The 12,566-nt window shown below is 71.0% G+C and carries 10 protein-coding genes and 1 pseudogene; 5 read left to right on the top strand and 6 right to left on the bottom strand.

The window, feature by feature from the left end; all coding sequences use genetic code 11:
• Positions 1 to 10: 10 nt before the first annotated feature.
• Both DES41_RS17155 and DES41_RS17150 read right to left on the bottom strand, forming a co-directional pair.
• Positions 11 to 2,023: a pectate lyase gene (locus DES41_RS17155; RefSeq protein WP_114468854.1), complete on the bottom strand. Its 2,013-nt coding sequence runs from the start codon at positions 2,021 to 2,023 to the stop codon at positions 11 to 13.
• A gap of 324 nt (positions 2,024 to 2,347) precedes the next feature.
• On the bottom strand, positions 2,348 to 2,908 hold the full coding sequence (locus DES41_RS17150) for a pyridoxamine 5'-phosphate oxidase family protein (protein ID WP_114469031.1): 561 nt from the start codon (positions 2,906 to 2,908) through the stop codon (positions 2,348 to 2,350).
• 98 nt (positions 2,909 to 3,006) lie between these two features.
• Here DES41_RS17150 and DES41_RS17145 point away from each other — a divergent pair, with 98 nt between their 5' ends.
• Positions 3,007 to 3,930 carry a LysR family transcriptional regulator gene (locus DES41_RS17145; RefSeq protein WP_114468853.1) on the top strand — a complete coding sequence of 308 codons (924 nt, stop codon included), beginning with the start codon at positions 3,007 to 3,009 and terminating at the stop codon, positions 3,928 to 3,930.
• On the opposite strand, the gene DES41_RS37780 is transcribed toward DES41_RS17145, so the two are convergent.
• The gene (locus tag DES41_RS37780) at positions 3,848 to 4,900 is read right to left on the bottom strand and encodes a LysR substrate-binding domain-containing protein (RefSeq protein ID WP_170168200.1); all 1,053 of its coding nucleotides are present in this window, start codon (positions 4,898 to 4,900) and stop codon (positions 3,848 to 3,850) included. The genes DES41_RS17145 and DES41_RS37780 overlap by 83 nt on opposite strands.
• A 73-nt stretch (positions 4,901 to 4,973) precedes the next feature.
• Between DES41_RS37780 and DES41_RS17130 the strand changes: the two genes are divergently transcribed.
• Positions 4,974 to 5,945 carry a tripartite tricarboxylate transporter substrate binding protein gene (locus DES41_RS17130; protein ID WP_114469029.1) on the top strand — a complete coding sequence of 324 codons (972 nt, stop codon included), beginning with the start codon at positions 4,974 to 4,976 and terminating at the stop codon, positions 5,943 to 5,945.
• Positions 5,942 to 6,853, top strand: a complete 912-nt coding sequence (locus tag DES41_RS17125) for an alpha/beta hydrolase (protein WP_114468852.1) — start codon at positions 5,942 to 5,944, stop codon at positions 6,851 to 6,853. The genes DES41_RS17130 and DES41_RS17125 overlap by 4 nt, the downstream gene beginning before the upstream one ends.
• Before the next feature lie 43 nt (positions 6,854 to 6,896).
• On the opposite strand, the gene DES41_RS17120 is transcribed toward DES41_RS17125, so the two are convergent.
• Complete coding sequence (locus DES41_RS17120; protein ID WP_114468851.1) at positions 6,897 to 7,946, bottom strand: LacI family DNA-binding transcriptional regulator; 1,050 nt, start codon at positions 7,944 to 7,946, stop codon at positions 6,897 to 6,899.
• A 150-nt stretch (positions 7,947 to 8,096) separates the two neighbouring features.
• Here DES41_RS17120 and DES41_RS39110 point away from each other — a divergent pair.
• Both DES41_RS39110 and DES41_RS17110 read left to right on the top strand, forming a co-directional pair.
• Positions 8,097 to 9,163: pseudogene (locus DES41_RS39110) on the top strand (Bug family tripartite tricarboxylate transporter substrate binding protein).
• A 14-nt stretch (positions 9,164 to 9,177) separates the two neighbouring features.
• Positions 9,178 to 10,902, top strand: coding sequence for an N-acyl-D-amino-acid deacylase family protein (locus tag DES41_RS17110; RefSeq protein WP_114468850.1), 1,725 nt, complete (start codon positions 9,178 to 9,180; stop codon positions 10,900 to 10,902).
• Here the strand turns inward: DES41_RS17110 and DES41_RS17105 are convergent.
• Both DES41_RS17105 and DES41_RS17100 read right to left on the bottom strand, forming a co-directional pair.
• A complete protein-coding gene (locus tag DES41_RS17105; RefSeq protein WP_114468849.1) occupies positions 10,895 to 11,209 on the bottom strand; it encodes a c-type cytochrome in 315 nt (104 codons plus the stop codon). The two genes, DES41_RS17110 and DES41_RS17105, sit on opposite strands and share 8 nt — an antisense overlap.
• A gap of 8 nt (positions 11,210 to 11,217) precedes the next feature.
• Complete coding sequence (locus DES41_RS17100) at positions 11,218 to 12,495, bottom strand: PQQ-dependent sugar dehydrogenase (protein ID WP_245965743.1); 1,278 nt, start codon at positions 12,493 to 12,495, stop codon at positions 11,218 to 11,220.
• Positions 12,496 to 12,566: the final 71 nt, after the last annotated feature.

Here is a 12,566-nt window from a genome sequence, read left to right as displayed (position 1 = left end):
AGCGCTGCCTTCAGGCCTTGTAGGCCGGATCGTTCACCGTGGCGACTGGCGCGATGAAGCTCACCAGGTTGCCCAGGTTGCCCACGAAGGTGCTGCTGTTGATGACCTGCTCGGCCACGGGCGGGCTGGAGACATAGGGCTCCTTGGCCGGCATCTGGTTGCTGCCGAACGGCGAGGTGTCGAACTGGTCGCCCACGTGCGTGCTCATGTACTCCTTGCCCAGGTAAGGCGTGCTCGGCCCGTCCTGGGTGTAGGCGTTGGTGAAGGTCGACTGCGGTTCGCTCCAGTGGCTCTTCTCGCCCAGGCTGTCGATCAGGGTCTGGGTCTGCTCCTGGCTCCGCGCCGCCGTGCCCTTCACGGCATTGGCCCACAGGTGCGGGAAGTCCACCTCGCCATTGACGGTGAAGTAGGTGGGCAGCGCCCGTTCGCCCTGCACGTTGAGCGGCGAGCTGGCCACCATCGCGGCGATCTCGGCATTGGAGAGCGCCTGCATCCTGGCCAGCGTCGCCCGGGGCCCGGCGGTGCTGGCGTTCTGCGAGGCACCGTAGTGGCCCGGCGTGCGGCGCCAGTCGTGGTCGATGAAGTAGGCGCCGTTGTGGATGTTCGTCCCGTAGCGGTGCGGGAAGCGCGGGCGGTTCGACTCCAGCTCCACGACCCGCGCGTGCGTGCCGGTCAGGATGCTCTCCGGGTCGCCGTCCGGCCGCTCCGCGGTGCGCGAGCGCTGGTTGTTGCGCAGCGCGCAGGTGTCGATCCAGTCGAACACCTTGCCGAGCTTGGACAGGTACTTCCTGTCGCCGGTCAGCCGGAAGTAGTGGAACAGCTGCGTGGCGTTGGTGATCGAGACCGAGGGGCTCAGGCCGCGCGGCTCGTAGCTGCGTGCCGCGGCCGGCAGCCCGGCCTTGCGCAGCACGCCGTAGGCATCCACCGTGTCGGCGGACAGGTGCTGCAGGCCCCAGCCGGCCTGCGGCGTCGCCGTCGCATTCGGGTTGCTGGCCTTGGTGGTGTCGCCGTCGTACTCGTACATGATGTTGTACATGCAGTCCATGGCGGCCACGGCCGGGGCCTTCAGGCTCATGTCGCCCAGGCCGAAGGAGGCGAGCATCAGGAACTTGATGTTCTCGCCCATCACGTCGTCGTTGAAGGTCACGAAGTTCGTGTAGTCGCCGTCTTCCATGCCGCTGAAGATGCCGGTGTAGCCCGGCTGGCCCGGCACGCCGCCCGGGCCCTGGACGATGTAGTCGCCATTCTGGTTGCCGGCCACCAGCTGCTCCCAGCCCGGCCCGGTCGGCGGCCAGTTGGGCGCCGGCATCGCCTTGGTGGCGTTGTAGGCGCGCGGAAAGCGCTGCGGCCAGCCGCCGGCGACGACGCCGCTCTTGAACTGCGCGTCTAGCACGAAGGCGATGGCCTTGTCCAGCGCGGCCTTGAAGCGCGGGTCCTTCTTCTCCAGGTACATGCGCAGCATGAACTGCGCGGACACGGCCGTGGTGGCGTCGTCGAAGGTGGCGTTGCCGTAGTAGTGCTGGAACTCCTCCAGCCGCCAGCCGTTGGCGCCGACCGTCTCGTACCAGCGCTTGAGCGCCGGCTCGCCGGCCAGGTCGTGGATGTAGTTCCAGCCGCCCGAGGCATGCTGGGCCTCGACCATGACCAGCGCCGTGCGCTCGGCGGCCTTGTAGAAGGTTTCGTCCTTGGTGGCATGGTAGGCATCGATCAGGGCGTGGCCCACCGATGGCGTGCCGGTCGGCTGCATCCACACCATGGTGGGCGTGGCCTCCATCTCGCCCCAGCACTTGTTGCGGTTCGCGGCCAGGTAGGACCAGACGTAGGCGCCGCTGGACGACACGCTCTCGTCCATGTAGCGCGCGGCCCGCCGCATCGCGAGCTTGGTCGACTGGCGGAACGGATCGGGGTCGACGGGCAACTCCGGCTCGGCCGGGTTGACCGGCTCGCCGCCGTCATCGCCGCCGCCGCAGGCGGTGGTCAAAAAGGCTCCGGCAACGGAACCGAGGAAAAGTCTGCGCTCCATGGTGTCTCCTCCAGGTGGCTGTGAAAGGACGCGGGGCCCCCAGGGGCTGCGTCAGGGAAGCACGCGGCAACTCATACGATGTCTTGCCCATCGAATGCGCGCCACGTGCCAGATTTCTTGTAAGTAAACGTTTAACTTCCGCACCAAACGCTGGCCAGTCGTCGTACGACTGACTGTATGGCGCCTTCGAACGGGAAGTCAATGCACCATGGGCCTGGGGAATACCCGGGTTCCAGGGGGCCGCCCAATGGCCGCTGCAGTCTGGGCAGCGGCCGGTGGCCGGTGGCCAGTGGGCTGCGGGCGGCGCGGTGCGCTGCCGGTTCCTCAGTCGCTGTCCGCCTGCAACGCGGCCACCTCCGCCTCGCTCCAGCGCGGCGTGATGTGCTGGGGGCAATTCCAGTCGAACGCTTCCAACCGCAGCCGCACGATGCGCTCGGGCTTGCCGCGGTAGCCGGGCACCACCACCTGGTCGGTCAGCGCCGGGTCGGCGTCGAGCGCCAGCACCTGGGCATGCGCGTAGATCTTCAGCCGCGCCCGGCGCCGGTAGTCCATCAGGAACAGGCTCACCCGGTCGTTGGCGCGCAGGTTGCCCGCGCTGATGTACTGCCGGTTGCCGCGGAAATCCGCGAAGGCCAGCGTCTGCGCGTCCAGCACCTTCAGGAAGCCACGCGGCCCGCCGCGGTGCTGCATGTAGGGCCAGCCGGTCTCGGACACGGTGCCCATGTAGAAGCTGTCGCGGTCGGCGATGAATTGCGCCTCGGCTTCGGTGAAGCGGTCGAACGCACGGTGGCCCGGGAAGTCGGTCCACAAGCCGTCGGCGCCCATCTCGGCTTGCGCGGCGCGCACGCTCGGGGTGATCGCGATGTCGAGGAATCCGTAGGCCATGTGCTTCTCCTGGTTGGGAGTGCCCATGGTCCACCTTTCCGGCAAGCTTGATAATCCGGCGATTCGGAGAATCACTCTCCCGGAATATGAGAGGACGAATGGACCGCCTCGATGCCATGGCGATGCTGGTGAAGGTGACCGAGACCGGCAGCCTGTCGGCGGCTGGCCGGGCGCTGCAGGTGCCGCTGGCCACGCTGAGCCGCCGCGTCGCCGACCTGGAGGCGCAGCTGGGCACGCGCCTGCTGTTGCGCACCACGCGCAAGCTCACGCTGACCGATGCCGGCCACGCCTATGTGGCCGCCGCGCGGCGCATCCTGGAGCTGGTGGACGCGGCCGAACAGGAGGCGGCCGGCGAGTACACGGCGCCCAAGGGCGAGCTCGTCGTCACAGCGCCGGTGCTGTTCGGCCGGCTGCATGTGCTGCCCATCGTGGCGGACTTCCTGGCGGCCTTCCCGCAGATCGACATCCGCCTCGTGCTGGCCGACCGCAACGTGGACCTGCTCGACGACCATGTGGACATGGCGGTGCGCATCGGCCGCCTGCCCGACAGCGCCATGGTCGCCACGCAGGTCGGCCTGCTGCGCACGCTGGCTTGCGCCAGTCCGGCGTTGCTCGCCGCGCAGGGCGTGCCGCAGCTGCCCGAGGATCTGGCCCGGCTGCCCTGCATCGCCGTCGACACGCCCATGCCCGCACCGTCCTGGCGCTTCCGCGATCCGCTCACTGGCGCGGCGCGCGATGTCGCGGTGCGCCCGCGGCTCACGGTCACGAACCCGCAGGCGGCGGCCGATGCCGCCGTGCGCGGCGTCGGCTTCGTGCGGCTCCTGCATTACCAGGTGGCCGATGCGTTGCGCAGCGGCGCGCTGCAGCCGGTGCTGGAGGCCTGCGAGCCCGCGCCCGCGCCGGTGCACTTGGTCCACGCCGCGCGCGGGCAGATGCCGCTCAAGATGCGCCGCTTCCTCGACGCCGCCGCGCCGCGGCTGCGGCAGGTGCTGGCGCAGATCGCCGCGGGCGCGCCGGCCTAGGGGCGGCGGGCGGCGTGCGCTCGTGCGCGCAGGTCCGCAACGCCTGCAGCATGCGCTGCAACGCCGGGCTGTCGTCGTCGGCCGCCCAGGCCATGCCGATGGGCCCCACATCCACCTTGAGCCGCAGCGGCAGCACCTGCAGCACGCCCAGCGCCGCGTAATGCCGGCCGGCCGCGCCGGACACCACGACCAGGCAGTCGCTGGCCTGCAGCAGCCGCTGCACCAGGCCCGGTGCGCCGGTCTCCAGCCAGGGCACGGGCGGCGCCAGGGCCTGGTCGAGGAAGCTGGCGTCGACGGCGCGCCGCAGCATGGTGTGGCGCGGCGGCAGGATCCAGGGCCAGGCCGCGGCCTGCGCCCAGTCCGCCTTGCCGCTGCCAAGCGGGTGGTGCAGGCCGGCCACCACGCAGTGGGGTTCGGCGTACAGCGCCTGCGCCGCCAGGCCCGGCGCATAGGCGCGCTCGTCCAGCCGGCCGACGATGAGGTCGAGTTCGCGCCGCGCGAAGCGCTCCCACAGGCCCTGGGCGATGTCCTCCACCACCTCGAAGTGCGGCGCCGATCCCTCGGCCCGCAGCGCCAGCAGCGCCTGTGGCAGCAGGTCGATGCTGGGGCCCGTCATGCTGCCGATGCGCAGCAGGCCGTCGGCGCCGCGCGCCACGGCCGCCAGCTCGTGCTCCAGCCGGCGGCTGTCGGCCACCACGCGGCGCGCATGGCGCAGCACCGGCGCCAGCTGCTGCGTGGGCTTGAGCTGGCGCCCGCGCACGAACAGCGGCACGCCCACGGCCGCCTCGATCTCGGCCAGCCACTGCGAGACGGCGGGCTGCGTGCTGCCCAACGCCGGCGCGCTGGCCGTGAGGCTGCCATGGCGCGCCACGGCCAGCAGCACCTCGAAGTGCCGCAGCCGCAGCCGGCGCAGGTGCAACGCGAGCATCTCGCCGTCGCCAGCCATGGGTTTCTCTGATGCATCGATCATGGTTTTGCTGTGGATCGTGATGGATCGGCGGCGCATCATCCGGCCACGCAGGCCTTCCTGCAAGGAGCACACGATGCACATGCGCCGAAGAACCGCCCTGGGACTTGCCATGGCCTGGGCCACCTCCGCCACCTCTGCCGCGTGGGCGGCTGCGGACAAGCCGATCCGCCTCGTCGTGCCGTTTCCGGCCGGCGGCGGCACCGACATCGTGGCCCGCAAGCTGGCCGAGCAGCTGCGCCAGCGGCTGGGCCAGCCGGTGCTGGTGGACAACCGGGCCGGCGCCAGCGGCAACATCGGTGCCGAGGCCGTGGCGCGCGCCGCGCCGGACGGCAGCACGCTGATGCTGACGGCCGCGCCGTTCGCCATCGCGCCGGCCATGTTCAAGAGCCTGCCGTTCGACCCGGTCAAGGACTTCACGCCCATCGCGCAGCTGGCCACGGTGCCGCTGCTGATCGTGGCGCGCGCCGATGCGCCGTTCGCCAGCGTGGCCGACATCGTCGCGGCGGCGCGCAAGGCGCCCGACAGCCTGAGCTACGCGAGCTTCGGCAACGGCTCGCCGCCGCACCTGGTGGGCGAGAGCATCCGCCTGCTGTCGGGCGTGCGCTTCGCGCACGTGCCGTACAAGGGTGGGCAGGCGGCGCTGGCCGACATCCTCTCCGGCCGGATCGATTTCGCCATCATGGACGTGGTCTCGATGACGCCGCTGGTGCAGTCCGGCCGGCTCAAGGCGCTGGCCATCACGGGCGCGCAGCGCTCGCCCTCGCTGCCCGACGTGCCCACGCTGACGCAGGCCGGCGTGGCCTTCGACACCGTGGGCTGGTATGCGGTGTTCGGGCCGGCCGGCATGCCGGCGCCGTTGGTGGCGCAGCTCAACGCGGCCATGGGCGAGGCCATGGCCACGCCCGAGATGCGCACGCTGATCGTGCAGGGCGGTTCGATCCCGATCGAGCCCGCGCTCTCGGCCGCGCAGTGGGGCCGCCAGTTCGCGCAGGACGTGCAGACCTGGGCCCGCGTGGCGCGCGAGTCCGGCGCGCGCATCGAATGAGCGCCGTCCTGCAAGCACGCGTGCAGGTGACGCGCGACATCGTCTACGGCCATGCGCGCGTGGACTGCGCCGACGGCCGGCCTGGCCGGCTGCGCGCGCTGCGGCTCGACCGCTACGCGCCCGCCGACGACGGCGGTGGCGCCCCGCGCCCCGTAGCCGTGCTGGCGTTCGGCGGCGCCTTCCACCGCGGCAGCAAGGAAGACGACGCGTTCGAGACGCCCGAGGCGCGCAACACCTCGGTGGCCGACTACTGCCGCCTGCTGGCCGGCCAAGGCATGGTGGCCTGTTCCATCGACTACCGGCTGGTGCAGGAAGACCCGGACCCGGGCAGCACCTGCGCGGTGGCAGAGCCGGCCAGCATCCCGCGCTCGCGCGTGGACGTGGTGCGCGAACTGCTGGGCCTGCCACCGGCCACCGATGCCATGCTGTGGCGCGGCATCGAGGCGGCCAGCGACGACATGGCCATGGCCGCGCGCCACGTGCTGGCGCAGGCCAGCGACTGGAACATCGATCCGCGGCGGCTGGTGCTGGGCGGCTTCTCGGCCGGTGCGCGCACGGCGCTGAACGCGGCCTTCGCCGAGGGCGTGCCGGCCGCGGCGGTGGTCGCGCTGTCGGGCTACATGGATGCCCACGACCAGCTCCGCCACCTGGCCGCGCGCCGTGGCGTGCCTGCCCCGGCCGTGCTGCTGGTCAGCGCCGAACACGACCTGGACTACATCGCGGCGCACACCCCGGCGATGGCGCAGGGCTTTCGCGCGCAGGGCGTTGTGTGCGAGCGGGTGCTGGTGCCGGGTGCCGGGCACTTCTATCCCGCCGACGCGCTCGCGCAGCGCGAGGACGGCGCGACGACCACGGTGCAGGCCAGCCTGCTGGCCTTCCTGCGCCGCCACGGCCTGCTGCCCGCCTGAGCGCACGCGAGACCCGCGCTGCCTCGTAGCACTCTGAGCGGCCTCAGCCCGGCGCGGGCCCCGTGCTTGCCCGCACCACCAGCGTGACCGGCAGCAACGGATTGCCAGGCGGCGCATCACCGCGCAGGCTGGCCAGCAGCAGCCGGCCGGCCTGCTCGCCGATCTCCTGGATCGGCAGGCGCACCGTGGTGAGCGGCGGGTGCAGGAAGGCGGAGAAATCGTTGTCGTTGAAGCTGGCCACCGACATCTGCGCCGGCACGGCCACGCCGGCCTGGTCCAGCGCCGACAGCGCACCGGCTGCCAGGTAGTCGTTGGCGCAGACCACGGCCGTCACCGGCGTGCGCCGTGCGCGCAGGGCCTGCATGGCCGCGAAGCCCTGCGCGAAGCCGGTCTCCGTCTCGACCACGGCCGCGGGGTGCAGCTGCAGGCCATGCCGCGCGATGGCCGCCGTCAGGCCGCGCAGGCGACGCTGCGCGCGCTCGTTGTCCACGGTGCTGCCGCTCAGTATGCCGATGCTGCGGTGGCCCAGCCCCGCCAGGTGCGCGATGAGCTGCGCGCCGGCATCGGCCTCGTCGAAGCCCACGCAGGGGCCCTCGGCGCTGTGCTCGGCCCACAGCAGGACGAAGGGGCGCCGGTGCGCGGCCAGCGCCGCGAACATGGCGGGCGGCTGGTCGGCGCCGAGCAGGGCCACGGCGTCGACGCCACGCTCCAGCAGCGCGCGCAGCAGGGCCGGATCGTGGCCGCGCTCACGCTCGGGCGCCGACAGCAGCAAGGTGTAGCCCGCTGCGGCCAGCGTTGCCTCCAGCGCCTGCACCATGGTGGGAAAGGAGGAGCGGCCGAAGCGCGGCACGATCGCGCCCACCGTGAAGGTGCGGCGCATCGCCAGCGCCCGCGCCGCGCCGTTGGCCACATAGCCCAGGCGTTCAGCGGCGGCCAGCACACGCGTGCGCGTGGCTTCGCTGAGCATGTCCGGGCGCGACAGTGCGCGCGACACCGTGCCGGCCGACACGCCGGCCAGGGCGGCTACATCGGCCAGCGACGCGGACCTGGGCGGTGTACCTGGCACGGCCGCGGAGGAGGAGGGCAGGGGCATGGACGCCAGTGTCGCGCATCCCGCCTGCCTCACGCGAAGGGCCTGCAAGCGTGTGCACCGCCGGCACGCGTTGCGCTGTGAAGATCTTGATCCATCGGTCACATCGATTGGTGAATTCCCGGATGCGGCTCAAAAACAGCGTCGACAACAATGGATGCAAGCGCTTGCATAGCGGCTTCCCGCGCCACTCCCGCGCGGGCCTACAGAGGAGACGACCCCATGCGCACCTTTTCCCGCCGTGGCCTGCTGGCCCTGCCGCTGGCTGGCCTGCTCGGCGCTGCCCCATGGCTGCCGGCCCACGCCCAGACCGGCTTCCCGATCCCCGGCAAGCCCATCCGCATCGTCGTGCCGTTCTCGGCCGGCGCCGGGTCGGACAACACGGCACGGCTGATCGCGCGCATGTTCAGCGAGGAGCTGGGCGGCCAGCCTGTGGTGGTCGACAACAAGCCGGGCGCCGGCACGTTCATCGGTGCTTCCGAGGTGGCACGCGCTCCGGCCGACGGCCACACGCTGCTCTACACCATCGTCGTCACGCACACGCAGAACCCGCACCTGTACAGCAAGCTGCCCTACGACCCGGTCAAGGACTTCACGCCGCTCACGCAGGTGATGAAGTCGGCCACCGTGCTGACCGCGCCCATCAACGCGCCGTACAACTCGGTGCGCGAACTGGTGGCCTATGCCAAGGCCAATCCGGGCAAGCTCAACTTCGCCTCGTTCGCGCTGGGCTCGACCTCGCACCTGAACGGTGAACTGCTCAAGATGCGCGCCGGCATCGACATGGTCCACGTGCCCTACAAGGGCACCGCCGACGCCTCGCAGGCGCTGATGGCCGGCGACGTGCAGCTGTACTTCGACGGCACGGCCACCGCGGTACAGGCCATCAAGTCGGGCAAGGCCAAGGGCCTGGGCGCGGCGAGCCGACACGCGTGTCGGCGCTGCCCGATGTGCCCACCATGGTCGAGCAGGGCGTTCAGGGCCTGGACATCGTGGGCTGGCAGGGCATCTTCGGCCCCGGCCACATGGCGCCGGCCACGGCGCAGAAGATCTCGGCCATCCTCGCCAAGATCGTGCGCAGCCCCGAGATGCTCAGGCTCATCGAGGCCCAGGGCAACGAGCCCTCCGGCGCGTCCGGCGCCGATTTCGCGGCCATCGTGCAGCGCGACACCGAGCGCTGGGGCGAAGTGATCCGCGCTGCCAAGATCAAACTGGATTGAGAAGGAAGACCACCATGTTCGATACCGTCATCCGCGGCGGCACCATCGTCGACGGCAGCGGCGCGCCGCGCTTCACCGGCGATGTCGGCATCACCGGGGGCCGCATCGCCGAAGTCGGCGGCAAGCTGGGCGCCGGCAGGCGCGAGGTCGATGCCACGGGCGCCATCGTCACGCCGGGTTGGGTCGACGTGCACACCCACTACGACGGCCAGGTCACCTGGGATCCGTACCTGAGCCCGTCCACCGACCACGGCGTGACCAGCGTGGTCATGGGCAACTGCGGCGTGGGCTTCGCGCCGGTGCGGCCCGACAAGCACGACTGGCTCATCAGCGTGATGGAGGGCGTGGAAGACATCCCCGGCACCGTGCTGGAGGAAGGCATCCAGTGGGAGTGGGAGAGCTTCCCCGAGTACCTGGACGCCTTGGCGCGCAAGCCGCGCGCGCTCGATGTCGGCGCGCAGATCCCGCACTCCGCGCTGCGCACCTATGTGATGGGCGAGCGCGGCATCACGCACGACGAGGCCACGCCCGCAGACATCGCACAGATGGTGCAGCTGGTGCGCGAGGCCCTGACGGCCGGTGCGCTGGGCTTCTCGACCACGCGCACGCTGATCCACAAGTACCAGCAGCGCAAGTACCCGCCCGGCACCTTCGCCTCGCCCGACGAGATCCTCGGCATCGCACGCGCCATGGGCGAGGTGGGCCACGGCGTGTTCCAGATGACGTCCAACCACAGCCAGATGGAGACCGAGGTGCCCTGGCTGGCCGAGGTGGCGCGGCGCAACCGCCTGCCCGTGGCCTTCGCGCTGGTGCAGACCGACCAGACGCCCGACACCTGGAAGCGCCTGCTGGCCGCGCTGGACGCCGCGCAGCAGGAAGACATCCCGCTCTACGGCGCCGTGGCGGGCCGGCCGGCCGGCATCCTGATGGCATGGCTGGGGTCCACCCACCCCTTCATGGCGCACCCGCTGTGGCAGCAGCTGGCGCCGCTGCCGTGGGATGAGAAGTTGGCGCGCCTGCGCGACCCCGCGGTGCGCGCCCAACTGACCGACGCCGCCGCCATGCGCCAGGCCATGGAGCACGACTCGCGCCTGGCCTACCTCACGCAGAGCTTCCACAAGATGTATGCGCTGGGCGCGGAGCCCGATTACGAGCCGGCGCAGGAGAACAGCATCGCCTCCATCGCGCAGCGCGAAGGCCGCTCGCCGCTGGAGGTGGCCTACGACATGCTGATGGCGCTGGACGGCAAGGGCATCGTCTACTTCCCGAGCTTCAACTACGCCTACAACGACCTCAGCCAGCTGCACACCCAGCTGCAGCACCCGCGCACGATGATGAGCCTGGCCGATGGCGGCGCGCACTGCGGCTACATCTGCGACGTGAGCATGCCCACCTACATGCTCACGCACTGGGCGCGCGACCGCACGCGCGGGCCCACGCTGCCGCTGGAACTCATGGTGCAGCGCCAGACCCAGGGCACCGCCGCCATCTACGGCCTGCACGACCGCGGCCTGCTGCAGCCGGGCTACCTGGCCGATGTGAACATCATCGACTTCGCGCGCCTGCGCATTCCGCCGCCCTACGTGGCCTTCGACCTGCCGGCCGGCGGGCGCCGCCTGGTGCAGACGGCCGAGGGCTACCGCGCCACCTTCAAGGCCGGCGAGGCCATCATGGAGAACGGCCAGCGCACCGGCGCGCTGCCCGGCCGGCTGCTGCGCGGGCCGCAGCGGCTCACTTGAGCGACAGGATCCAGCGCGCCAGCGTCAGGGCCTCGGCTTCGGTGACCTGGGCCTGCGGCGGCATCGGCGTCGTGCCCCAGACGCCGCCGCTGCCCTCGCGGATCTTCTGCGCCAGCTTGGCATCGGCCCCGGCCTCGTCAGCGTACTTGGCCCCGACGGCCTTGAACGCGGGACCCAGGTGGTTGCGGTCGACGCGGTGACAGGCAAAGCAGTTCTTGCTCTTGTACATCTCGTCGTCTTGGGCAAGTACGGCCGGCGCGGCCGCGCCGAGCACACCCGCGACGCAGAGCAGCACGGCTGTCCGCATGGCCCGCCTCAGCCCGGCGTCAGGCGCGCGATCGCGCCCTCGTCCGTGGCCACGTACAGGTTGCCGTCGGGTCCCTGCACCAGCGAGCGGAAGCGCCCGGCCGGCATGGGCAGCGTGACCGTGGTGCGCGTGGCCGACAGGCCATCGGCCGCGATGGCCAGCACGTCCAGCCGGTTGCCCACCGGCGTGCCGTGGATGCCGATGCCGGTCAGGCTGATGACCATGCGGCCGTCCCAGCCCTTCCATTGCGGGCCCGACAGGAAGGTGCCGGAGGACATGCCCTGCGACAGCCCGTCGTTGTTCCAGGCCGGCTTCATCGCGTTCGGGTAGGTCTTGCTGTCCGTCATCGGCATGAAGACCGAGCGCACCTTGGGGTCCACCGCGCCCATCTGGTTGGGGCTGTAGCCACAGTAGTTGTCGGGGCAGGGGCCGCGGCCGGCCATGTTGGGGCGCGGGTCCCAGCCGGCGTTGCCGCCCGGCACCAGGGCCGTCACCTCGTCGGAGTGCCAGGGGCCGTTCTCGGCGGTGTAGGGCTGGTTGGTGCCTGGCCGGAAGGCGATGCCCTGCGGATTGCGGTGGCCGTAGGTGTAGATGCGCGGGTCGAAGCCGGCCGGCGCGCCGTTGCCCGGAGCGGCCTTGCCGTCGCGGTCGATGCGCAGCACCTTGCCGCCGACACGGGTCGGGCTCTGCGGCACCTCGCCGTTGTGCGTGTCGCCGGTGGTCACGTACAGGTAGCCGTCGCCCGGGCTGAAGCGGATGCGCCCGCCGTTGTGCGCGCCGGGGCCGCCGAACGGGTGGTCGCTGGCGCGCGGCTTGTACGGAATGTCGGCGACGATGTCGACGCGCTCGGACACGGCAGTGGCACCTTCGTTGACCTTGAACCGCATCACGCGGTTGGTGCCGGGCGCCGTCATGCTCGAGGTCGACATGACGTAGAGGTAGCGGTTGCTGGCGAAGTTCGGATCGACGGCCACCCCCATCATGCCGGCCTGGCCTTCGCAGAACAGATCGCCTGCGCTGGCGGCATAGCCCTTCGCATCCTTCATGCCGAGCAGCTTGACGACCGTGCCGTTGGTCTGCCGCACCGAGAGGCCGAGGCATTTCTCGGTGAAGAACATGGTGCCGTTGGGCAGGAAGGCCATGTCCCATGGGCTGTCGAGTTTGGTCAGCACCGCCTGGTGCGACAGCATGGGCACGGCCCCCTGCGGTGTGGCTGTCGTCATGGTGGAAGGCGTGCCGCAGGCCGCGAGCACGCAAGGGAGCACCCCCAAGATCATTCGATTCATCGCTTGTCTCCTGTTGTGGGTCTTGTCCCCCTGCAAGGGGTGCGCGATGCTATGCCTGTGCCACAGGCACG

The organism is Pseudorhodoferax soli (assembly GCF_003337555.1).
In the GTDB taxonomy this organism is placed as follows: domain Bacteria; phylum Pseudomonadota; class Gammaproteobacteria; order Burkholderiales; family Burkholderiaceae_C; genus Pseudorhodoferax; species Pseudorhodoferax soli.
Note: the sequence above shows the minus strand (reverse complement) of the source record. Positions and strands in the feature narration are given on the sequence as shown.